Source organism: Collinsella sp. AM36-4AA, from assembly GCF_003467795.1.
In the GTDB taxonomy this organism is placed as follows: Bacteria; Actinomycetota; Coriobacteriia; order Coriobacteriales; family Coriobacteriaceae; genus Collinsella.
The window spans coordinates 91,072-114,518 of sequence record NZ_QSHS01000002.1 but is presented as its reverse complement, the minus strand read 5'-3'; the positions used below and the strand labels follow the sequence as shown (position 1 = coordinate 114,518).

Genomic DNA, 23,447 nt, shown 5'->3' with positions numbered 1-23,447 from the left:
GTGGTCTAGTGGGAGGCCTCGTCGTCGAGTGCGCGCTTAATTCGGTCGCCCTCGGCAAGGAGATTCTCCAGATAGCGCTGGTCGCGGTCTTTAAGGGCGCGGCTGTAGGCGCCGAGCGATTCGATCAGATGGTCGATCTCGAAGGCGAGCGCATTGGCGTCGTCGATCATGAGCTCGGACCACATCTGCGGATTGAGGTGCGCCACGCGGGTGAGGTCGCGGTAGCTGCCGGCCGAAAAGCCGTGGTGGACCTGAGCGGTCGGGCTCTTAACATAGGCGTTGGAGACGACGTGCGCGAGCTGGCTCGTAAAGGCGATGACGCGGTCGTGCTCGGCGGCGCTGGTCACGCTGAACTTGCCAAAGCCCAAGGGGCGTACCATCTCGCGCACCTGGCCCAAAAGCTCCAGTTTGAGCGCATCGTCCACCGCGGGCGGTACGAGCACGAGCGGGGCGCCCTGGAACAGGTCGGCGCGGGAGTGCGCATAGCCCGAGTACTGCGTGCCCGCCATGGGGTGCGCGCCCACAAAGTAAAAGCCGTGCTCGCGGGCAAGCTCAAAGGCGCGCTCGCACACGATGCCCTTGACGCCCACCGTGTCGATCACCACGGGGCCCATGATGGCCTCGGTGTCGGTGGCGTCGGCGAGCGCCTGGGCGTGCGCCTCGAGCCACTCGATGCATGCCTCGGGATAGCAGGCAAGGACGATGATGTCGCATTCGCCGAGCGTCTTGTCGTTGAGCTCGCCGGCAACGGTGCCCATGCTGGCAGCCGTCATGACATCGTCATCGGGATCCCAGGCCAGCACGCGGACGCCCGCCTGCGCATAGCCGCGGGCAAAGCTGCCGCCGATGAGGCCAAGGCCGACGATGCCGGCGCACTTGGGGCCGCCCTGGTTGACGCGCGCGTTTCTCACTGTACCCATGGGCTACTCCATGGTCTCTTGGCAGACGACCTCGCGGATGGCTCGGATGCGGCGCATGGTGTCGTCGAACTGATCGGGGGTGAGGGCCTGGGCGCCGTCGGACCAGGCGCGGCTCGGCTCGTCGTGGACCTCGATCTCCAGGCCGTTGGCGCCGCAGGCGGTCGCGGCAAGCGCCATGGGCTCAACGTAGCGGGTGTAGCCGGTGGCGTGGCTGGGGTCGGCGACGACGGGCAGGTGCGACAGGTGGTGCAGCACCGGCACGGCGTTGAGGTCGAATGTGTTGCGAGTACGGGTCTCGAAGGTGCGGATGCCGCGCTCGCACAGGATGACGTTGTCGTTGCCCTCGCTCATGATGTACTCGGCGGCCATGAGCAGCTCATCGATCGTGCCGGACATGCCGCGCTTAAGCAAGATCGGAGTCTTGGTCTTGCCGACCTCTTTGAGCAGAGGGAAGTTCTGGGCGTTGCGGGCGCCGATCTGCATGACGTCGATTTTCTTGTCCAGGAAGACCTGCACGTCGCGCGGGTCCATGATCTCGGTGACGATCGGCATGTCGAGCTCGGCAGACGCCTCGCACAGCAGGTCCAGACCGGCGGGGCCCATGCCCTGGTAGGCGTACGGGGAAGTGCGGGGCTTGTAGGCACCGCCGCGCAGCATCGTGGCACCGGCGGCCTTCACGCGGCGGGCGATGCGGATGAGGTTCTCGCCCTCGACGGAGCACGGGCCGGCGATGACCTGGAACTGATCGCCGCCGATCTTGACGCCGTGGCCGCAGTCGATGACGGAGTCCTCGGGGTGGAACTTGCGGTTGGCGCGCTTGAACGGCTCGGAGACGCGCTGCACGCGCTCGACGACATCCATGGACTCGAGCAGGAACGGGTCGATCTTGGTCGTATCGCCCACCAGGCCGATGATCGTCTCATTCTCGCCGCGCGAGACATCGGTCTTCAGGCCCTTTTTCTCAATCCAGCTGACGATATGGCTGACGGCCTCGTCGCTGGCGCTCTCTTTTAAAATTGCAATCATGGTGTGCCTCTCACCTCGATGGATAACCCTTGCAAAAACGGCCCGCATCGCGAGCCGTGTACATATGGTGCATGAGAGTTTATACTATCCGACTCGCTTTTGCCTTCTAAAGTGGGCCGTTGAGCCGCGTCTTCCTCGGAATTGCAAAGCTTTTTCTTTTATTTTGATAGCCCGTGGTGCACTTGGGTATAATGCCAAACGTTGGCCCTATTAGCTCAGGGGATTAGAGCGTCTGCCTCCGGAGCAGAAGGCCGTTGGTTCGAATCCAACATGGGGCACCATCGAACGTGAGACCGTCCGAACCTCGCATGGTCCGGGCGGTTTTTCTTATACCGACGCGACGTGATGGGACGTGGTATGGCAGCAACGGATATCGAGCGCGGACTCTCGACCGCCGAGGTCGAGGAGCGCATCGCCGCCGGTAAGATCAACCGCAACATGGAGCTCAAGACCAAGTCGGTCAAAGAGCTCATCATCGAGAACCTCTGCACGCTGTTCAATTTGATCAACGTGATCTTGGCGTTCCTGGTCATTTTGACCGGTTCGTTTAAGAATTTGACGTTCCTGTTCGTGGTGTTCCTCAATACCGCTATTGGCGTCATTCAGGCCATGCGTTCCAAGAAGATGGTCGATAAGCTCACGCTGCTGACCTCCAAGAAGGCCATCGCGGTGCGTGACGGCTCCGAGGTGGAGCTCGACCTGGACCAGATCGTGCTCGACGACATCATCCGCCTGGGGCGCGGCGACCAGATTCCCGCTGACGCCGTGGTGGTTTCGGGCGAGGCGCTCGTGAACGAGAGTCTGCTGACGGGCGAGAGCGACCTTATTAAGAAACAGCCCGGTTCCGAGCTCATGAGCGGCAGCTTTATCGACTCGGGCCTGCTGCGCGCCCGCGTGATCCATGTCGGCGCCGACAACTACGTGGCCAAAATTAATAACGAGGCCAAGTACGTCAAAAAGGTCAATTCCGAGATCATGAACGCGCTTAACGCCATCGTGCGCTTTGCGAGCATCATCATGATCCCGCTCGGTTTGGCGTTGTTTGCCTCGAGTGTGAGCGAGCTGTGGGATGCCGCGGGAACCCCGGGCGATAGCGCGCTTTCGTGGTGCTTCTCCGAGCTGCTGGCCGGCCGCGTGCCCTCGTCGGCGCTGCTGTCCACGGTGGGCGCCCTGCTGGGCATGATCCCGCAAGGCCTGGTGCTTCTGACCTCGTCGGTGCTCGCCATCGCCACGGTGCGCTTGGCCCGCCGCAAGGTGCTGGCGCAGCAGCTTTACTGCATCGAGACGCTCGCTCGCGTCGACGTGCTGTGCCTGGACAAGACGGGCACCATCACGTCGGGTCGCATGGAGGTCGAGGGTACGTATCCGCTGCCGGTCGAGGGTATGGGTGCGGGGGAGGGCGACGCCGCCGTTCCCGTCGATACCACGGTGCTCGATTTTGCTCTGGCTAACGTGGCGCGTGCGACCTCGGCCGATGCCAACGAGACCTGTCAGGCGCTGCTCAACTATTACGCCGACCGTCCGGTCGAGGTGTCCGAGCCGCTGTCGGTCATTCCGTTCTCGTCTTCCAAAAAGTGGAGCGGCGCGTCGTTTGCACAGGGCTCCTATGTGATGGGTGCGGCGCAGTTTGTGCTCTCTGATCGTGCGTTTGCCCAGGTCGAGAACCGTGTCGCCGAGCTTGCCGATACCTGCCGCGTGCTCGTGGTGGCGCGCGTGGACGGCTTTACGCCCGATGGCGAAATGGTGGGCGAGGCCGAGCCCGTGGGCTTTGTGACCATCCGCGACGAGATTCGTACCTCGGCGGCCGAGACCATCGGCTACTTTAACGAGCAGGGCGTGACGCTCAACGTGATCAGTGGCGACGACCCGCGTACGGTGTCGTCGATCGCGCGCGTGGTGGGCGTGCCGGGGGCGGACGCTTATGTGGACGCCACGACGCTCGATACGCCGGCCAAGCTCGATGCCGCAGTGGACCGCTACCATGTCTTTGGTCGTGTGACCCCGCAGCAGAAGCGCGAGCTCGTGCAGGCGCTCAAGCGCCGCGAGCACACCGTGGCCATGACAGGCGACGGCGTCAACGACGTGCTGGCGCTCAAGGAGGCCGACTGCTCCGTGGCCATGGCGGCCGGCTCCGATGCCGCGCGTAACGTGGCCGAGATCGTGCTCGTCGACAACGACTTTGCCTCGATGCCCGCCGTGGTGGCCGAGGGCCGTCGCTCCATCAACAACCTGCAGCGTTCGGCTTCGCTGTTCCTGACTAAGACGCTGTTCTCGATGGGCCTGGCGGCGCTGTGCATCGCGCTGCCGCCGTACCCTTTCGAGCCGATTCAGATGACGCTCATCAACTTCTTCTGCATCGGCGCGCCGGGCTTTGTGTTGGGCCTGGAGCCCAACAATGCTCGCGTGAAGGGGTCGTTCCTGACGAACGTGCTCAAGCGGGCACTGCCGGCGTCGATTGCGGTCATTTTGGCCGCGGCGCTCGATATCTTTGTGGCGCGCGTGTTTGGCTTTAGCCAGCTCACGCTGTCTACGATGTGCCTGCTTTCGTCGTGCGCGGCGAGCGTCAGCCTGATCTGGCGCATCTCGCAGCCTCTCACGCCCTTACGTGTGGTGCTCTTCGTGTTTGTTGTCGCCGGCATCCTGGTGGGCGTTATCGGATTCCCGGAGCTGCTGTCTATTGCCAACCTGTCGATGGGCCAGATGGTAATCTTGGCTGTCATCGTGGTCTTTACCTGCTCGGTGTTCTTTAAGCTCGCCACGATGATGGATTCGCTCAAGCCGCGTCGTCGTCATGCCGCAACTGGTTTTGGCCGCGGTGTGCGCGTCCACCTGGGTCGCGGTGGCGGCAAGGTGAGCTCGACGGGTTCGACGGCCGAGCGTTTTGCCAAGCGCGTCGCCGCCGACATGGCGCAGCGCCGCGAAGATCGCACCGCTCGCGAGGCCGAGGCCCGCGCACTCGAGGGCGTGGCCCAGGCCCAGCCCAAGAAAAAGAAGGGTAGCGGAGCCAAGCGCTCTCGCGTAACCAAGTCCGCCCAAGGCATCAAAGTCTCGATGCCGAGCAAAAAGAAGAAGTAACTACGCGCCCTGGCGATGTTGAATTGGTGCCTTGCTCCTGTAGGGCCGTGGCGATGTTATGCTCTAACCTCGATTATTTGAATTGCTTCGAAAAGAGGATGCCGTGATCTGCCCGCATTGCCTTAAGACTATCGAGGACGGCGCCTCGTTCTGCCCCTACTGCAACGCCTATGTGGGTCCGGGCGATGGTCCCGAGCACACCGAATTCGTGTTCTGTGAGGGCTGCGGTGCCCGTCTTTCTCCGCATGATCGTACGTGCCCCAAATGCGGACGCCCCGCTCCGGGTATCCTCTCCGAGGATGCGGCAGCATCCGACCTGGCAGCGGGCCGCACGGCGGGCTTTCCGCGCCTAACGCAAGAGCAGATCGATACCGAGGTGCCGCATGCGCCGGCCTCTGCCGCTGCGGTGCTTTCGGACGCCGCCGACCCCAATGAGACCTGCGTGCTGCCAGCTTTCGATATGGATTTCGGTATCCCCAAGGTCGATATTCCCACGCCCGTTTCCCTGCATGACGATGCTCAAAAACCCAAGCGCAAGGTGCATCCCGACGAGGACGCCTATCACAAGCACAAGCGTCATATCCCCAAGCCGCTCATTATCATCGCGGTCCTTGCCGTCGTTTGCGGCGGTGCCTATTGGTTCGTGACGGCCGATCCTATGGGTGTCATGCCTGGCTTCTACGACCAGTTTGGCCAGGCCGCGCAGACGACCTTCCCCACGCGTCAAAAGGGCGAGGCCACTGAGGACGATACCAAGCAGGACGATTCTGCCGAGGTGGTCCAGGAAGAAACCGTGCTCACCGATGATCAGCTCTATACCAGGCTCGACGGTCTGTATCAGACCATCGTGTCCTATGCTGACGAGGATCAGATCGGCGAGGTCATCGATTCCTTTAACAACGGCTATCTCCGAACGCCGCTGTCCACCCGTCAGGAGCTGTCGCAGAGTGCCTACGCCCTGCGTGATCAGATCAAAAAGACGCAAGATGAGCTTAACAACCTGAAAGTACAGGACGATACGGTCTATGCGGATGACATCGCCCACTTAAAGCAGCTTGCCGAGTGGATGTATGAGCGCGTCGACGTGATCTGCCAGAGCTGGGATATCTCGCTGGCCATTCCCGATGGCGAGTCGATGAGTTCCCACCAAAGCGAGATCCTGGCGCCCATCGCGCAGGGCGGCAACAGCGCGCTGAACCAGTACGACGCCAATGTGGGTTCCTGGAAGCCGCAGCAGCGTTCCTAAAATTAGTTCGCCATAGTCGGCATAACCTACGTGCGCAATTGATGTAAGCCCGTGCTTATTGCTACAATTCGTACAAATATGCTTTAAACGCACGAGGAAGGAACCACATGTTTGGTTTTAAGAAAGAGCTCTACACGCCCGAGTATCAGCTTGTCGGCGACGAGTGCGCCGTAATCGAGACGTCGAAGGGTACCATCAAGGTCAAGTTTGACGGCGAGGGCGCTCCCATTCATGTCGCGAACTTCTGCGAGCTTTCCACGATGGGTTTCTATGATGGCCTTAAGTTCCATCGCTATGTGCCCGGTTTTGTTATCCAAGGTGGCGACCCCAATACCCGCGACATGTCCGGCGCCGACGTCGCCGCCGGTCTTGAGGGCCCCGACGGCATGCCCGGTACCGGTGGCCCCGGCTACTGCATCAAGGGCGAGTTTGCCACCAATCCGCGCAACAGCCATGTCGATGGCGCCCTTGCCATGGCACGCTCCATGGACCCCGATTCCGCGGGTTCGCAGTTCTACTTCTGCCTGGGTGCCCAGCATAACCTCGATTCCGGTTACACCGTCTTTGGTACCACGGTCGAGGGTCTCGATGTGATTTCGCAGCTGCGTGCCGGCGACGAGATCGTCCATGTCGAGATCGTTCACGAGTAAAGGGGACTTCCTTGAATAGCCAGCTGATCCAACAGGGCCGCGCCGCTTACCGCGCGGGTGATTTTTCCGCTGCAGCCCAGATGCTTGGGGCGGCAAAGACTCCCGATGAGATTATGGGCGAGGCCGATCACCTTCGTGGCAACGCCTTGATGCACCTGGGCATGTATGCCGAGGCCGCCGAGGCCTATGCCGCCGCCCTCAACGACGGCACCTACGGCAAGCGCGGCGCGCTGCTCACCAACCGCGGCAAGGCGCTTGCCGCCGTGGGCGACTACACGACGGCCGCTCAGGCGTTCTCTGCTGCTACGCAGGATGCTTCCTATGCCACGCCGTTCAAGGCCTATCTGGGCCTGGGCAATGCGCTGTTCCAGTCGGGCGACTATGCCAACGCGGGAACCGCCTTCCGTCAGGCTGCCATCGACGGCGCCAATCCGGCTCCTGCCGCCGCGCTCGGCGAGCTCGGTCGTTGCTTCATTAAGCTCGGCCGTCCGGCGGATGCCGTGGAGACTTACCGCACGGCTATCGACTTTGCCGGCCCCCGCGACGACACGCGTGCGCTCAACGCCGGCATGGGTCAGGCGCTTTCTGCCGCCGGCCGCCCCTCCGACGCACTCGATGCCTTTAACGCCGCTACTGCCGATGGCATCTACCAGCTCACCTCCGAGCAGGCCGATGAGCTTGCCCGCGTGCACGATTCGCTTGCCGCGCTGTCTGCCCAGACGGCTATGGCCACGGCTCCGGCGCCCGCGATGGACGCTCCTGCCGTCGATCCTCTCGATCCTACGGGCGCGACCGGTCAGTTTATGCCCGATCCCTCGGACACCGGCTTCTTTACGCTGTCCGAGTCCGAGATGGTCCAGCAGGACCGTCAGGATCGTAAGCAGGCCAAGGTCCGTCGTCGCCATCGCCATACGGGTCTTAAAGTCTTCATCGTGCTGCTTCTGCTTATTTTGATCGCCGCGGGCGGTCTGGGCTTTGCCTACACGCGCGGCTTTGGCTTCCCGTCTCAGGAGTCTGTCGTTACCGATCTGTTCCAGGCTGCCGGCGACGGTGACGCCGCAAAGGCCGAGTCTTGCCTGGCCTCGAGCCTGTCCGAGGACGCTAAGTCGATGATCATCTCCTCGATTCCGCAGGGTGCCACCGTGTCCGTCGAGGGCATGGATCAGTCCATGACCGAGACGACCGCCAAGGTGAAGGCATCGCTGTCCAAGGGCGGCGAGCAGGAGTACACCGTCAAATTCGTGCGCTCCGACAACCATATCGGCTGGGCCGTTTCTTCGCTTGATATGGATTTCTCGGCTGCTGACAACCAGTAGTGACCTTATGGGATTTAGCTTTGCCCGGCGCTTCACCGCAAGTGAGGCGCCGGGCTTGCGCTAGTATGATGAGCTAGTAGTTTTCCAGCAATCATCCAACACATCAGGAGTTGCGTTGTTTTCTTTGATGGATATGTTCTTCGGTAGCTATGCGGGCGATCTTGCCATCGACCTCGGCACCGCCAATACGCTTGTCTCCGTGCGCGGCAAGGGCATCGTCATTCGCGAGCCCTCTGTTGTCGCCATCGACAAGAACGACGAGCGCATCTTGGCGGTCGGTATCGAGGCAAAGCGCATGCTCGGCCGTACGCCCGGCAACATCGTGGCCGTTCGTCCCCTGAAGGACGGCGTCATCGCCGACTTTGATGTTACCGAGGCCATGCTTCGCTACTTTATCGACAAGGCGTCCGAGAAGCGCTATCCGTGGACTCCGCGTCCGCGTGTTGTCGTCTGCGTTCCCTCCGGTGTCACGTCGGTCGAGAAGCGCGCTGTCTTTGAGGCCACGATCCAGGCCGGTGCCCGCCAGGCCTATCTGATCGAAGAGCCCATGGCGGCTGCCATCGGCGCCGACCTGCCCGTCGAGGAACCCACCGGCTCCATGGTCATCGACATCGGTGGCGGTACCACCGAGGTTGCCGTTATCGCTATGGGCGGCATCGTCGTCTCGCAGTCCATCCGTATTGCCGGCGACGAGTTCGATCAGGCCATCCTCACGCACGTTCGTGATGCCTACAACCTGGCCATCGGCGAGCGTACGGCAGAGGACATCAAGATCAAGGTCGGCTCCGCCGTGCCGCTCAAGGATGAGCTCGACGTCGAGGTCAACGGCCGCGACGTGATCACCGGTCTGCCCAAGACCGTGCGCATCGAGAGCGAGGAGATTCGTCGCGCACTCAACAAGCCGCTCGACGAGATGGCCAAGGCCGTCAAGGACGCACTCGACGCTACGCCTCCCGATCTTGCCTCGGACCTTATGTACTATGGCATTTTGCTGACCGGTGGCGGCGCGCTGCTGCGCGGTCTCGATGTGCGCCTGCGCGATGAGACCGGCGTTTCGGTCAACGTCAGCCCCACGGCGCTCGATAACGTTGTTAACGGCTGTGCCCGCGTGCTCGAGGCCAATGCGTTTGATGGCGGCTTCGTCCAGACCAATGCTTAATTTCCAAAAGGTGGATTCCATTTGGCACGATCTTCGGGTTTCTCCACAAATCTGAATACCAAGCGACAATCAACGGGTATGCGCCCGTTGATTGTTTTCAGCCTGATTTCGGTGTTGCTGCTCACGTTTTACATCCGCGAGGGCGAGGCAGGACCGATTCATGCCGTGCGCTCGGGCGTGACGACGATTACCTCGCCGGTGCGCTTTGTGGGCTCGGCTGTGGCGGCTCCCTTCAATGCGATCGGTAACGTGTTCTCTAACCTTACGGCGTCGCAGGACACGCTTGACGAGCTTAAGAAGCAAAACGAGGAACTGACCTCTAAGGTTGCCGAGCTCTCCGAGGCTCAAAAGACCGCCGAGCGACTGGAGGGGCTGGTCGGCCTGCAGTCGACCTACAACCTCAAATCAACCGCAGCTCGTATCGTCGGCGCTTCGGGCGATGCCTGGACCTCGACCGTCACCATCGATAAGGGTTCTGCCGACGGTCTTACCATCAACATGCCTGTGACGAGTTCTGCCGGTGTCATAGGCCAGATTATCGAGGTCTCGGCCAAGACGTCCACCGTGCGCCTGATCGGCGATGAGAACTCGGGCGTGTCCGCTATGGTGCAGGACACGCGCGCCCAGGGCATGCTGCAGGGTCAGGCTGACGGCACGCTGCGTCTTGAGTACGTGAGCGTCGATTCCGACGTTAAGGTTGGCGACATCATCGTGACCTCGGGCATTGGCGGTGTGTTCCCCAAGGGTCTACCGCTCGGCACCGTCTCGTCGGTTGAGAAATCGGCTAACGACGTGTACTACACCATTGTGGTGCGCGCCCAGACGACGGCCGAGAACAACGAGGAAGTGCTGGTCATTACCTCGCTGACCGACGAACAGTCGGCCTCGGATGAGGACGTGAACACGGCCAACAGCACGCCGCAGGGAACGTCGCGCGATGCTGCGACCAAGACGAAGGACGAGAGCCCGGATGACAGTTCCGACACGTCCGAGACGACCGATTCCGGCTCGAGCGAATAGGGGGCATGTCCATGGATCTACACGAGCAGGGGATGAGCTCCCGCACGTTTGTAATCGCCGCCATTGTGTGCGTGCTGCTGCAGGCAGGCCTGGCACCGCAGATCTCCATTGCGGGCGGTCGCGTCAACTTTATGATTATCCTGGTGTGCCTAAGCGTGTTCTCGGGCGACCCGACCCGTGCCGTCGTGTGCGGTTTTTGCAGCGGCTTGTTCTATGACCTTTCCGCTGCCGTGCCGGTGGGCGTTATGTCGCTCCTGCTGACCGTGGGTTCTTTTGCCCTGGTGCATAGCGCTGCCGGTCAGACGGGCGGTGCCCCGAGTGCGCGCGGCATCACGGTGGGCGCCTTCGCGTTCGTCATTAATGTGATCTACAGCATCATCTTGCTGTTTATGGGTTTGGAGACGAGCTTTGTCGTGGCGATCTTCGGCCATGCGCTGCCGTCTTCGATCCAGACGGGTCTGGTTGCCATTCCGTTTTTGATGTCCGGCGTCGTGCCGCAGTCCGGTTATGGATTCTCCGCACGTGGCGGACGCCAGACGGGCATGCGCTTTAAGCCCAAGACCCGTAAGCTCAAATAGGGGAGGCTCGTAGATGTCTTCCCAGATGACGGTTATTATCGCCGGTATCGTGCTGGTTGTGGCCATCGTGGTCGCACTGGTCATTATGCGTCGCGGCGATTCTCGTTTTACCTACGATACGCAGCATGGGACGGCCCCGCGCGCCACCGAGGGCGAGGGCAATACCGCGGCGACCGCCTTTAAGGGCCGCTTCTCCATCCTCACCACGGGTGTGGGCGCGATGTTCGCGGCGCTTGCCGTCAAGCTGTGGGGCATGCAGATGGTCTCGTCGGACTATTACGAAAAGCAGGCTAATAGCAATCAGACGCGCACCGTTACCACACCCGCTGTGCGCGGCCGCATCCTCGACCGCAATGGCGTGGCGCTTGTCCAGAACCGTCCCTCACTTGCTGTCGTGGCCTACCGCGACCTTGCCGAGGATGAGGTTCTGGTTCGCCATCTTGCCAACGTGCTCGGTATGCCCTACGTGGCGGTGCTGCGCAATATTCAGGACAATTCCGAGGGCGCTCAGAGCCTGCATACCATCGCGACGGACGTCCGTCGCTCCACGGTTGCCTATATTCAGGAGCACGCCGGCGAGTTCCCGGGCGTCAAGATTGCCGAGCGTACCGAGCGCCAGTATCCATATGGCGAGACGGCATGCCATATCTTGGGCTATACCGGCACCATTACCTCCGAGCAGCTCGAGGCCCAGAATAAGAAAACCTCTGGTGATGATGATGCTTCTGCTGGCCGGATTACGTACCAGTCGGGCGATATCGTGGGCCAGGCGGGTGTTGAGAGCTACTACGAAAACCTGCTGCAGGGTATTCGTGGCGAGCAGACCGTCAAGGTCGATGCCTCGGGCAATGTGACCGGTCAGGCCGGCGCCGTGCCCGCCAAGGCCGGCTCCGACATTAAGCTCACGCTCGATCTTAAGATCCAACAGGCCTGTGAGACGGCGCTGGCGAGCGCCATCGAGCTTGCCAAGACCACTGGCTACAGCAATGCCGGCAACGGCGCTGTGGTGTGTCTCGATCCCAACAATGGCGAGATCCTGGGCATGGCGAGCGAGCCCAAGTTCGATCCGTCCGTCTTTATCGGCGGCGTCTCAAATGACGTGTGGACCGAGCTCAACGATGACAAGGGTTCGCACCCGCTGCTCAACCGCGCCATTAGCGGACAGTACATGTCGGCCTCGACCATCAAGCCGCTCTCGGCACTGGCCGGTCTTGAGTTTGGAACCTACACTTCAACGCAGACAACCAACTGCACGGGCTATTGGACGGGCCTGGGCAAGGCTTGGGGCAAGCGCTGCTGGCTGACGTCTGGCCACGGCACCATGACGCTGCAGTCGGGTATCGCCAACTCGTGCGACCCCGTCTTCTACGACATGGGCAAGGCCTTCTTTTATGACGAGCAACATTCCGAGGGCCTGCAGGAGGTCTTTCGTCGCTGGGGCCTAGGCAAGACCTGCGGTATCGATCTGCCGAGTGAGGGCGCGGGCCGTATTCCCGATGCCGAGTGGAAAGAGTCGTACTTTACCGACGCCTCTGCCGAGGACCGCAAGTGGAATGCCGGCGATATGACCAACATTGCCATCGGCCAAGGCGACATCCTGGTGACGCCCCTGCAGATGGCGTGCGCCTACATGGGTCTTGCCAACGGCGGCAAACAGTACGTGCCTCACGTGTTTTTGTCTGCCGTGTCGCGCGATGGCGACGGCGATGCCTATAAGTACAACGGCAAGGGCAAGAAGAAGCGCCTGGAGGCCAAGATCAACAGCGATTCGGATTTGACTCTTGTTCGCAACGGCATGCACGACGTGATTTACACGGCATCGACGTCCCTGGCGGCTCACTTTGGCACCCTGACGCCGCAGGTGTACGGCAAGTCGGGCACGGGCGAGAAAAGCGGCGAGGACGAATACGCGTGGTTTTGCGCCTATGCACCGGCCGATGACCCCAAGTATGTCATCGCTACTGTCCTGGAGCAGGGCGGCGGTGGTTCGGATACCGCGATGCATGTCGTGCGCGACGTGCTCGGCGTGATTTATGACGAGCCCGATACCTCTTCGGCCTCGGGCGATTCTTCGGTTCGATAGGAGGTTGCGATGGATTTTTCTCCGGCGGATCTGTTCCGTTCAACCAAGACCGGCTCTCGCAGCAGCCTGGACCGCGTCAACAAGCAACTTTCGGCCTCGCGCGGTACGTTTCGCCAAAAGGTGCATATCGGTGTGCTGCTGGCTACCGTCGCGCTCGTTGCCTATGGCGCCATCATTATTTGGTCGGCGTCACAGTTTAAGGCCGACGCCTCATTCTCGCGCCACCTGCTGGGCATTGGCATTGGCGCGGTGCTTGCGGTGCTCGTCTGGCGTACCGATCTGCGCGGTATTTCCAATTTTTCGACGGCGTTGCTCGTCATCGACCTGATCGTGATCTTCTCGCCCAAGATTCCGGGTCTGTCCTATACGGGCGGTCTGGGCATGACAGGCTGGATCAAGATTCCCGGTATCGGCTTGACATTCCAGCCGGTCGAGCTTGCCAAGCTCATCACCATCTTCTTTATCGCCACGCTTGGCTCGCAGTATAACGGCCGCATCGATACCGTTCGCGACTACGTCAAGCTCTGCGGCATGCTGTCCATTCCGTTTTTGGCCGTCGTCGCCATGGGCGACCTGGGCTCGGGCCTGGTCGTGCTGGTCTCGGGCGCCATCGTCATCTGCATGAGCGGTGCACGCCGCGAATGGGTGCTGTCGACCCTGGCCCTGCTCGTGGGCCTGGTGGCCCTCGTCCTGGCGCTCGATTCGGTCTTTGATTCGTTGCTCGGCCACGATGTGCTCATCAAGCAGTATCAGATGAACCGTCTGACGGTCTTTATCGACCCCGATAATGCCGATTCGGACGATGCCTACAACCTGCAGCAGTCGCTTATCGCCGTTGGCTCGGGCGGCTTCTTTGGTAAGGGTTTGGGCCATGCGACGCAGTCGGCCGGCGGCTTTCTGCCCGAGTTCCACACCGACTTCGTCTTCGCCTTCCTGTCCGAGAACTTTGGCTTTTGCGGTTCCTTTTTGCTCCTGTGCCTCTACGTGCTGCTGATCTTTTCGACGATTCGCGTCGCCTTTAAGTGTGAGTCGCTGTTCTTGCGCCTATCGTGTGTGGGCATCGTTGGCATGTGGGCGTTCCAGACCTTCGAAAACATCGGCATGTGCATCGGCATGATGCCGATTACCGGTATTCCGCTACCGTTTATTAGCTTCGGTTCGTCTTCGATGATGATTCAGCTGCTGACGGTGGGTATCGTACAATCCATATGGCGGCATCGTTCGGGCGCCGCGTAACCGCTGGAGGGGTTTGCTATGAAAATTCCCGTAGATAAGCTGACCCGCGCTTTTAAGATGGGCGCGTCCGTTAAGAAGGATTCCGATACGCCGGTGCGCGTCTCGGTCTATTTGGATTCGTCCGCCTCGCGCTTTCTGGCCGAGACGGTGCGTGACGCCTTTGTACCGCAGACGACCTCGGGCATTGTGCGCGTCGAGCGTCTGGGGGAGGAGCGAATTGCTCCAAAGACCGATACCGATGTGGTACTGGTGCTCTCGTGCGGCTCCGACCGCTTGGAGAGTGCCGTGCAGGAGCTCGTGATCGCCGGCGCGCCCGTGTGCGTGCTTGCCGAGTCTGCTGTGGAGGTGCCGTTTATCGAGGAGTCCACGCCTATGCTCGGCGTGGTAGCGGCAACCGATAAGACGTATCTGCTCGAGACGCTTGCCCGCTGGATTCTCGATCGCACCGACAAGGAAACGGCTTTTGCGGCGAACTTTGCCTTCATGCGCATCGCGGCGGCCAATCGTATCATCACCTCGTGCGCGCTCACCAATATGGCGACCGGTGCGCTGGTGTTTTTGCCGGGCGCCGATTATCCCGTGATGGCGCTGGCGCAGGTGGGCATGCTCTTTGAGCTCGCTGCCGTCTTTGGACGCGGCATTAAGCCTGAGCGCGGCTACGAGGTCGCGGGCGTGCTTGCCGGCGGTCTTGTGATCCGCGCGTTCACCCGCGCGCTCGTCAAGCAGACGCCGCATATTGGGTTTGCCGTCAAGGCGCTTACTGCCGCCGCGGGCACCTATGGCATGGGCCGTGCGCTCGTTTCGCTCTACGAGCGCGATGTCGACTACAGCCGTGCCAACGAGGTGGTCACTGCCACGTTCTCCCGCGTTCGCGATCTGGTGACCACGGTCGCGGGCGCTACCCGTCCTATGGCGTCCTACGAGGACGCATCCGATCTCGCTGCTTAGGGGTTTTCCGTTGCGCGTTCCGTATCAAGACTGTTTTCATTTAATTGAGCCGCTGCTCGCCAAGGTCGAAAAGCCGAGTCGCTATATCGATCACGAGTGGGGCACGCTTTCAAAGGCCGATGCCGACTACCGTTGCTGCCTGATCTACCCGGATGTGTACGAGGTCGGTCTGCCCAACCAGGGTATCGCCATCCTCTACAACATCCTTAACCAGGCCGAGGGCATCTCCTGCGAGCGTGGCTATGTGCCGTGGCCCGATATGGGTGACGCCATGCGCGAGGCGGGTATTCCGCTGCTGTCGCTCGAGGGTGCCGCCCCCGTCGCTTCGTTTGATATCGTCGGTCTGCATGTGCCGCACGAGATGGCGGTGACGAACTTCCTTGAGGCACTCGACCTCGCTGGCATTCCGCTGTTAGCGGCCGACCGAGGTGAAGACGACCCCATCATCATCGCCGGCGGCCCCTCGGTGTACAACCCCGAGCCGTACGCGGCCTTCTTCGATGCCATCCTCATCGGCGAGGGCGAGGAATCGCTGCTCGAGACCTGCCAGCTGCATCGCCGCCTGCGCGACGAAGGAGTCCCGCGCGCGCAGATTGTTGAGCAGCTTGCATCCATTGCCGGCAACTACGTGCCGTCGCTCTATGAGGTTCGTCACGACGAGCCCTGCTCGCCGCATGGCTACACCGTGCCGCGCGAGGGCAAGGATGCGCCGACCGTGGTCTACAAACGCGTCGTCGAGGATTTCGGCGCCACGAATCCGCTGTCGCAGTCGTGCGTGCCCTATGCGCAGCTGGTTCACGACCGCCTGTCTATCGAGATTCTGCGCGGCTGCGCTCGCGGCTGTCGTTTTTGCCAGGCCGGCATGACGTATCGCCCGGTGCGTGAGCGTTCGGCCGACCAGATCGTCTCGTCGGTGATCCAGGGCCTGGAAAAGACCGGCTATGACGAGGTGTCGCTTACCTCGCTTTCGACGACCGACCACTCCTGCATCCGCGATGTGCTCGGTCGCCTTAACCGCCGTCTGGAAGACACGGGCATTCGCGTGTCCATTCCCTCGCAGCGCCTGGATTCGTTTGGCGTGGATATGGCCGAGTCGGTCGCCGGCGAAAAGAAGGGCGGCCTGACGTTCGCGCCCGAGGCGGGCAGCCAGCGTATGCGCGACATCATCAACAAGAACGTGACCGAGGAGGACTTGGATCGCGCGGCCAAGGCAGCCTTCGAGGCCGGCTGGAACCGCATGAAGCTCTACTTCATGATGGGCCTTCCCGGCGAGCGCGATGAGGACATCGTGGCTATCGCCAACCTGGCCGATCACGTGCTGGAGCTTGGCCGTTCCGTGGTGCCCAAGGCGCGCCGCGGGTCTATCTCGGTGTCTATCTCGGTTTCGGTGTTCATCCCCAAGGCGGCAACGCCCTTCCAGTGGTGCCCGCAGCTCGATTACGACGACGTCAAGCGCCGCCAGAAGCTGCTCATCACGAGCGTTCGTAACCGTGCCGTCCGCGTGCATTACCACGATGCCGAGACCTCGCTCATCGAGGCTGCGCTCTCCCGTGCCGGTCGCGATATGACGCCGGTCATCATCGATGCCTGGCGTGCGGGCTCGCGCTTCGACGCCTGGGTGGAGCACTTTTCGCTCGACAACTGGAAGGAGGCCGCTGCCAAAAACGGCATCGACCTCAACGAGCTCGTGCACCTGCCCTATGAGCTGGACTGGCGTCTGCCCTGGGAGCACGTGAGCCCCGGCTGCTCGCGCGGCTTCCTCGAGCGCGAATACCGCCGTTCGCTCGAGGGCGTCACGACGCCCGACTGCACCCGCACGTCGTGCACCGGTTGCGGAATCTGCCCCACGCTCCACGCCAAGAATGTATTGATGGGTGATCGCGCATGAGTGAGCGTTTGACCGACAATCCCACGCTCTTTAGGCTGCGCGTTCGCTACGGCAAGCGTGATCGCCTCAAGTACCTGGGCCATTTGGAACTAATCCATACCATTGAGCGTATCGTGCGCCGTGCGGGCCTGCCCTATGCCGTGACGCAGGGTTTCTCACCGCATATGCGCGTGGGCTTTTCGTCGGCGCTGCCCGTGGGCACGTCGTCGACCTGCGAGTGGTATGACCTGTTTATGACCGAGTTCGTCGCGCTCGACGAGGCGTTTGGGCGCCTGGTTGCGGCGTCTCCGGTCGATCTGGCGCCTATCGAGGCTGCCTACATCGACGTGCGCACGCCGGCGCTCACGGCTCAGCTCACGCGCCTGTCGTATCGCATCGACCTGCACCTGGATCCCGAGGCGCCCGTGAGCGCCGATGAGGTACGCGCCGCGATCGACACGTTGCGTGCAGGCCATGGCATCGACTACGCACGCGGCAAAAAGAGCAAGCGACTTGATCTGGACCATACGCTCGTTGGCTATGAGCTCACGGCGGGGGAATGTGAGGACCATCTGGTGCTCATGCTCGACACCCATGCCGACAACGAGGGCTCCATGCGTCCGGAAATTTTGCTTTCTGCCGCTGATGTTTTGTTGCAGGGCTTGACCCCGGGCGTCGATGCCCCTATTGTTTCCACCGGTATGCAAGACCTCGTGACCATCTGCTCCTACGATGTCGAGCGTCAGAATCAAGCATGCGAGGACGACGAGGGCCGACTCGTCAGCCCCATACCTGTGCGAACTTGTGGATTTGCTCCACATACTCGTTGACGGGGGTATTATCGCCTGCTACTATATTCGGCTGTTGCACTAACTGATGCATGAAGGGCAAGTAAACATGTACGCAATCGTTAACACGGGCGGCAAGCAGTACAAGGTCGCCACCGACGATGTCATCACCGTCGAGAAGATCGAGGGCAATGAGGGCGACAAGATCACCCTGCCGGTTATCTTCCTCAACGATGGTAAGAAGATCGTCACCGATCCCGACAAGCTGGCCAAGGCCAAGGTTACCGCTCAGATCGTTGAGCAGTTCAAGGGCGAGAAGCAGCTGGTCTTCAAGTTCCACAAGCGCAAGCGCTATCGTCGTCTGAAGGGTCACCGTCAGCAGCTCACCAAGCTGAAGATCGTGAAGGTTCAGGCTACCTCCCGCGCCAAGAAGGCTGTCAAGGCAGAGGCTGAGGCTGTTGCCGAGGCTCCCGTCGCCGAGTAGATTACACTCGTAACGAAAGAGTAGGTATACACAATGGCACACAAAAAAGGACTCGGTTCCTCCCGTAATGGCCGTGACTCCCGCGGTCAGCGCCTTGGCACGAAGCGCTATGCCGGCCAGACGGTAACCACGGGCACGATTCTCGTCCGTCAGCACGGCACGCACATCCACCCGGGTGAGAACGTTGGCCGTGGTAAGGACGACACGCTGTTCGCGCTGGTCGACGGTACCGTTGAGTTCCACAAGGGTATCAAGCACAGGGTCAGCGTACGCCCGCTCGCGAACGCGTAATTCACCCTTCATAGAGCACATATGTGGGAGGCACTTGGGTTTTAGGATTCAAGGGTCTCCCTCTTTTTTGTAGGAGGCGATTCTGTTGTCACAGTTCACCGATATCAGCCGAATTAACGTTTGCGGCGGCGACGGCGGAGCCGGATGCATGTCGTTTAGGCGCGAGGCATTTGTTCCCAAGGGCGGCCCCGATGGCGGCGACGGCGGTCGTGGCGGCAATGTCGTTATCCAGGCCGATGCTCAGCTGTCCTCGTTGATCGATTACCGCTTTAAGCATCACTTCCGTGCCGAGCGCGGAACGCATGGCCAGGGTGCCCGCCGCAACGGCAAAAGCGGTGAGGACCTGATCCTGAAGGTTCCCATGGGCACCGTGGTGCGCGAGCTCGATCCCGAGACGCAGACCCCGATGTTCGAGATTGCCGACCTGGTGCACGACGGTGAGCGCGTTGTCGTGGCGCCCGGTGGTGCTGGCGGTCTGGGCAACACTCACTTTGTGACGTCGGTGCGCCGCGCGCCCGCGTTTGCCCAGCTGGGCGAGCCGGCCGAGGAACACTGGATCGAGCTCGAGATGAAGCTTATGGCCGATGCCGCGCTCGTGGGCTTTCCCTCGGTGGGTAAGTCTTCGCTCATCGCACGTATGAGTGCCGCCCGCCCCAAGATTGCCGACTACCCGTTTACCACGCTCGTACCCAACTTGGGCATGGTGCGTGCCGGCGAGTACTCCTATGTCGTCGCCGATGTCCCCGGTCTCATCGAGGGCGCGAGCGAGGGGCGTGGCCTGGGCCATCAGTTCCTGCGCCACATTGAGCGCACGGCCCTGATCATGCATGTCGTTGACATGACAGGCGGGTTTGAAGATCGCGATCCGGTCGAGGACTATCGCATTATTAACCGTGAGCTCGAGCAGTATGGCGCAGAGCTCTCGGAGCGCCCGCAGATCGTTGTCGCCAACAAGTGCGATGCGCCGGGCACGGCCGACAAGATCGCCGATCTTAAGCGTGCGGCGCTCGACGATGGCCATATGTTCTTTGCCGTGTCCGCCGTGACGGGTGCCGGACTCAATACGCTGATGCTTGCCGTGGGCGAGCAGGTGGCTAAGCTTCGCGCCGAGCTGGCGGTCTCTGATGAGCCGGTCGATTTGCGCGACGAGGAGTGGGAGCTCCGCCGTCTGCAGCGCGAGAAGCGGTTCCGCATTGTTCAGGAGGAGCCCGGTGCCTTCCGTGTGGTTGGTCGCGCCATCGAGCGCATGGTAATCCAGACCGACTGGGAAAACGAGGAAGCTGTCATCTACCTGCAGCATAAGTTTTCCCGCATGGGTGTTGACGACGCGCTCGAAAAGGCCGGCTGCCGTGCCGGCGACGAGGTTCGCATTTGCCAGCGCGCCTTTGACTTTGAGGGCGCCGAGGACTTCTCGGAATACGAGGACGAGCTCGAGGATGCAGGCGTTGAGGTTATTGACGTAGCGGCCGAGGACGCGGACGTGGTTGATGCCACCGAGGGCTCCGAAGGCACTGCCGAAGTCGACGTCATTGAGACCCCGGAGGGCGAGTAAGCCATGTCGCTGCGCGGTGGAATCGGTCTGCCCGAGCTTCCCATCGAGGACGGGCGGGAGTTTCGGCTTGGCATTATGGGCGGCACCTTCGACCCGATTCATTACGGGCACTTGGTTACCGCCGAGCAGGCGCGCGAGTCGCTCGACTTGGACGCCGTGCTCTTTATGCCGGCCGGCTCTCCCGCCTTTAAGCTCGACAAACCGGTGACGCCCGCCGAGGACCGTTATGCCATGACGGTCCTCGCGACCGCCGCGAACCCAGCCTTTTTGGCAAGCCGGTTCGAGATCGATCGTGCCGGTGTCACCTACACAGCCGATACGCTGCGCGCCCTGCGCGACTTTTACCCGCCTCAGGTAAAGCTCTACTTTATTACGGGCGCCGACGCGATTATCGATATTGTGACATGGCACAATGCTGATGAGATTGCCGAGCTGGCAACCTTTATTGCTGCGACGCGTCCCGGCTTTGACATCGATACGGCGCGAGCGCGGATTAAGGAATCGGGACTGCCATTCGACGTGCGCTATATCCAGATTCCGGCACTGGCGATTAGTTCGACCAACATTCGCAAGCGGGTTGCTCGCGGCATGAGCGTGCGCTATCTTACGAGCGAGTCCGTGCTCGGCTACATTCGCAAGCGCAGGCTATATGCCGATTTGGGCCAAGAAGATTTTGAGTGATGGGGGCTACGTTGTCGGTAGAGGATCAGTTTGAGGGCGATGAGCGCGCGCTGCTCAAGCGCATTCAAGAGCTGCTCGATGTTCGCATGAAAGATAAGCGCAAGCGCTATGTGCATTCGCTGGGTGTTGCCGAGACCGCACTTCATCTGGCCGAGGTCTACGGCGTTGACCGCTTTGATGCGGCTGCCGCCGGCTTAATTCACGACTGGGACAAGGTTCTTTCCGATGACGAGCTCGTGGCCCGCGCGCTTCACTATGGCATCAAGGTTGCCGGCTCTCCTTCCGCCGCGACGCCGCTTTTGCATGGCCCTGTTGCCGCCTATGAGCTTCCGCAGCTTTTTCCCGAGCTGTCACCGGCCGTTTTCCAGGCTGTCGACCGTCACACCGTGGGTGCCTGCGACATGACGCCGCTCGATATGGTGGTCTTTGTGGCAGATGCCATCGAGCCCAACCGTCACGGCGACTATGCCCATGCGCTGCGCAAGATGGTGGGGAAGTCCTCGCTCGATGAGTTGTTCTTCTCCTGTTTTGCGCAGGGTCTGGTCTTTGTGATCCAGTCCGGGCGCTATCTTTATCCCACGGCTATTACGATTTACAACCATTACGCCCAGCTGCGCTAGCTCGGGTGTGTCTAGAAAGAGGTATTCCATGGCCGACGAGACCATGACTGACGAGCAGATTCTTGAAGGTGTGGAGCACAAGAGTTTCGCTGCCACGTCCGACCGCACCGCCGCCTCGCTGTCCGCGAGCGGTGTCGCCGCCGAGGATGTCGCCCGCGCCGCCGCGCAGGCCGCCTACGACAAGAAGGGCGAGGACGTGCAGGTGCTCGACCTGACCGAGCTTTCCGACGTGTGCGACTACTTTGTGCTTGCCACCGGTACCAACAACCGCCAGGTCGATTCGATTGTCGACGAGATCGAGGAGAAGGTTGCCGAGGCTTGCGGCGAGCATCCGTTCTCCATCGAGGGCCGCGAGCAGAAGACCTGGATGCTCATGGACTACGGCTCGGTTGTCGTCCATGTCTTCACTCCCGAAGCCCGCGACTTTTACCGCCTAGAAAAGCTCTGGGGTGACGCCCCCCAGCTCCCCCTCGACCTCCTCTAGTGGCTCATTTGATATGGGGCTTTTAGCTAGCCTCGCGCATTTCGCCGGGCAGTTGCGGTTTTCCGCACCTGCCCGGCTTTCTATTTTTACAAAGGCGGTTAATCATTGAAGCGGGATTGGCGGCCGAAAGATAGGGCGGTGTCGCCGAACTTGTCTCGGACGGCATCGATCGCGACTGAGAGGTCGCGACGGTCGCTTGATTGGGCTCCGCGGTCGTCGACTTCGCAGAACAGGTCGGTCTGGATGCCGCCCTGATGGTCAAAGTCGCTCATCCCGATACCCGCCAGACGCACATGCATGCCTTCCTGCCAGATGTTGTCGAGCAGTTCGAGCGCAACCGCCACAAAGATGTTCTCATCGTCGGTGGGGTGGGGAAGCCGCCGCTGCGCCGTGCGTCCGCTGCCATACGAATACTTAAGCTTGAGCGTTACCGTGCCGCCCGTCAGTCCCTGACGGCGCAGGCGGCGTCCAACCGACTCTCCCAACAGCGCAATCGCCGCTTCGATGTCCCCACGCTCAGTCAAATCTTTCGCAAAGGTGCGCTCATTGCTCACGGATTTAACCTCGCGTTCCTCATCGAGGCTTGTTACTTCGGATATTTCGAGTCCCAGCGCACGCTGGCGCATGCGTTCGCCGTTGACGCCAAAAATAGAGGCCAAGGTTGATTCCGGTGAACGTGACAGCTCGCCGAGCGTGTAGATGCGCATGCGGCGCAGTCGCTCCTCGGCCGAGCGCCCGATGCCGCTCATGGCAGATACCGGCAGCGCGGCCAAAAAGCGCTGCTCGGTTCCGGGGCGCACGATGGTCAGCCCAAACGGCTTATCCCGCTCGCTTGCGATCTTTGCGACCGTCTTGTTGCAGCCCACGCCAATGGAGCAGGTCACTCCCAGCGCTGCCACGCGGTCGCTTATACGCCGCGCAACCAGTAGCGGGTCTTCGGGCGCAAAGCGACCCGGTGTGATATCGATAAAGGCTTCGTCGATGGATACGCGCTCAACGCGCGGCGTCTCCTCGGCAAGAATCGCCATGACCTGCGCGCTCACCTCGCGGTAGCGATCAAAGTGCCCGTGCGTCCAAATGGCTTGCGGGCACAAGCGCCGCGCCTCGGCCGAGGCCATGGCAGAGTGCACGCCAAAGCGACGTGCCTCATACGAACACGTGGACACGACGCCACGCGAATCGGCGTCTCCGCCCACGATGAGCGGCTTTCCGCGCCATTCGGGATGATCGAGCATCTCCACGCTCGCAAAAAACGCATCGAGGTCCATGAGGCCCACCGCCGGACCCGTCCAGGGCGGCGGCGTGACGCCCATGGCATCCTCATAACCGTATGTATGTTCGCGTCTTTCCATGTCATGAGTATACCGCGCAGCTCATGTGGGGTGCGTGTATGTGCTTGCAAATCCCGAATTCTTGTCTAAGA

The 23,447-nt window shown here is 61.3% G+C and carries 21 protein-coding genes and 1 tRNA gene; 19 read left to right on the top strand and 3 right to left on the bottom strand.

Annotation, left to right across the window (positions count from 1 at the left end):
• Positions 1-5: 5 nt before the first annotated feature.
• Both DW850_RS01755 and aroF read right to left on the bottom strand, forming a co-directional pair.
• Entirely contained in the window at positions 6-920 is a 915-nt protein-coding gene (locus DW850_RS01755; RefSeq protein ID WP_117766673.1) for a prephenate dehydrogenase/arogenate dehydrogenase family protein, read from the bottom strand.
• A 3-nt stretch (positions 921-923) separates the two neighbouring features.
• Entirely contained in the window at positions 924-1,946 is a 1,023-nt protein-coding gene (gene aroF / locus DW850_RS01750) for a 3-deoxy-7-phosphoheptulonate synthase (RefSeq protein ID WP_117786071.1), read from the bottom strand.
• Positions 1,947-2,150: 204 nt separating this feature from the next.
• On the opposite strand from aroF, the gene DW850_RS01745 reads away from it, so the two are divergent.
• The 19 genes from DW850_RS01745 (at position 2,151) to rsfS (ending at position 22,024) form a co-directional block, all read left to right on the top strand.
• Positions 2,151-2,227: transfer RNA gene (locus tag DW850_RS01745), tRNA-Arg, on the top strand.
• 76 nt (positions 2,228-2,303) lie between these two features.
• Entirely contained in the window at positions 2,304-5,021 is a 2,718-nt protein-coding gene (locus DW850_RS01740) for an HAD-IC family P-type ATPase (protein ID WP_117786070.1), read from the top strand.
• Positions 5,022-5,124: 103 nt separating this feature from the next.
• Positions 5,125-6,267 carry a zinc ribbon domain-containing protein gene (locus DW850_RS01735; protein ID WP_158557002.1) on the top strand — a complete coding sequence of 381 codons (1,143 nt, stop codon included), beginning with the start codon at positions 5,125-5,127 and terminating at the stop codon, positions 6,265-6,267.
• 107 nt (positions 6,268-6,374) lie between these two features.
• A complete protein-coding gene (locus DW850_RS01730) occupies positions 6,375-6,917 on the top strand; it encodes a peptidylprolyl isomerase (RefSeq protein ID WP_055249980.1) in 543 nt (180 codons plus the stop codon).
• 11 nt (positions 6,918-6,928) lie between these two features.
• The gene (locus DW850_RS01725) at positions 6,929-8,233 is read left to right on the top strand and encodes a tetratricopeptide repeat protein (protein ID WP_231500813.1); all 1,305 of its coding nucleotides are present in this window, start codon (positions 6,929-6,931) and stop codon (positions 8,231-8,233) included.
• 127 nt (positions 8,234-8,360) lie between these two features.
• Positions 8,361-9,392: a rod shape-determining protein gene (locus DW850_RS01720; protein ID WP_006236061.1), complete on the top strand. Its 1,032-nt coding sequence runs from the start codon at positions 8,361-8,363 to the stop codon at positions 9,390-9,392.
• 78 nt (positions 9,393-9,470) lie between these two features.
• Positions 9,471-10,412, top strand: coding sequence for a rod shape-determining protein MreC (gene mreC, locus DW850_RS01715; protein ID WP_117564242.1), 942 nt, complete (start codon positions 9,471-9,473; stop codon positions 10,410-10,412).
• An 11-nt stretch (positions 10,413-10,423) separates the two neighbouring features.
• Complete coding sequence (locus tag DW850_RS01710; protein ID WP_117786068.1) at positions 10,424-10,990, top strand: hypothetical protein; 567 nt, start codon at positions 10,424-10,426, stop codon at positions 10,988-10,990.
• 13 nt (positions 10,991-11,003) lie between these two features.
• Positions 11,004-13,073, top strand: a complete 2,070-nt coding sequence (gene mrdA, locus DW850_RS01705; protein WP_055249986.1) for a penicillin-binding protein 2 — start codon at positions 11,004-11,006, stop codon at positions 13,071-13,073.
• Positions 13,074-13,082: 9 nt separating this feature from the next.
• A complete protein-coding gene (locus DW850_RS01700; protein ID WP_117786067.1) occupies positions 13,083-14,309 on the top strand; it encodes an FtsW/RodA/SpoVE family cell cycle protein in 1,227 nt (408 codons plus the stop codon).
• 18 nt (positions 14,310-14,327) lie between these two features.
• The gene (locus DW850_RS01695; protein WP_117786066.1) at positions 14,328-15,257 is read left to right on the top strand and encodes a YcjF family protein; all 930 of its coding nucleotides are present in this window, start codon (positions 14,328-14,330) and stop codon (positions 15,255-15,257) included.
• 10 nt (positions 15,258-15,267) lie between these two features.
• Entirely contained in the window at positions 15,268-17,145 is a 1,878-nt protein-coding gene (locus DW850_RS01690; RefSeq protein ID WP_117786065.1) for a TIGR03960 family B12-binding radical SAM protein, read from the top strand.
• Positions 17,142-17,954 (top strand): TIGR03936 family radical SAM-associated protein, encoded by an 813-nt coding sequence (locus tag DW850_RS01685; protein WP_117786064.1) that lies wholly within the window; start codon positions 17,142-17,144, stop codon positions 17,952-17,954. Before DW850_RS01690 ends, DW850_RS01685 begins: the two co-directional genes overlap by 4 nt.
• A gap of 67 nt (positions 17,955-18,021) precedes the next feature.
• Complete coding sequence (gene rplU / locus DW850_RS01680; RefSeq protein ID WP_117786063.1) at positions 18,022-18,396, top strand: 50S ribosomal protein L21; 375 nt, start codon at positions 18,022-18,024, stop codon at positions 18,394-18,396.
• A gap of 33 nt (positions 18,397-18,429) precedes the next feature.
• Positions 18,430-18,687 carry a 50S ribosomal protein L27 gene (rpmA, locus tag DW850_RS01675; RefSeq protein WP_006236075.1) on the top strand — a complete coding sequence of 86 codons (258 nt, stop codon included), beginning with the start codon at positions 18,430-18,432 and terminating at the stop codon, positions 18,685-18,687.
• 85 nt (positions 18,688-18,772) lie between these two features.
• Positions 18,773-20,239 (top strand): GTPase ObgE, encoded by a 1,467-nt coding sequence (gene obgE, locus DW850_RS01670; protein ID WP_199575469.1) that lies wholly within the window; start codon positions 18,773-18,775, stop codon positions 20,237-20,239.
• Between the two features lie 3 nt (positions 20,240-20,242).
• Positions 20,243-20,920 (top strand): nicotinate-nucleotide adenylyltransferase, encoded by a 678-nt coding sequence (gene nadD / locus DW850_RS01665; protein WP_117786061.1) that lies wholly within the window; start codon positions 20,243-20,245, stop codon positions 20,918-20,920.
• 86 nt (positions 20,921-21,006) lie between these two features.
• Positions 21,007-21,540, top strand: a complete 534-nt coding sequence (gene yqeK, locus DW850_RS01660) for a bis(5'-nucleosyl)-tetraphosphatase (symmetrical) YqeK (RefSeq protein WP_199410567.1) — start codon at positions 21,007-21,009, stop codon at positions 21,538-21,540.
• Between the two features lie 28 nt (positions 21,541-21,568).
• Entirely contained in the window at positions 21,569-22,024 is a 456-nt protein-coding gene (gene rsfS / locus DW850_RS01655) for a ribosome silencing factor (RefSeq protein WP_117786060.1), read from the top strand.
• 98 nt (positions 22,025-22,122) lie between these two features.
• Here the strand turns inward: rsfS and dinB are convergent, their stop codons facing one another.
• Positions 22,123-23,376, bottom strand: coding sequence for a DNA polymerase IV (gene dinB / locus DW850_RS01650; RefSeq protein WP_197032155.1), 1,254 nt, complete (start codon positions 23,374-23,376; stop codon positions 22,123-22,125).
• Positions 23,377-23,447 lie beyond the last annotated feature (71 nt).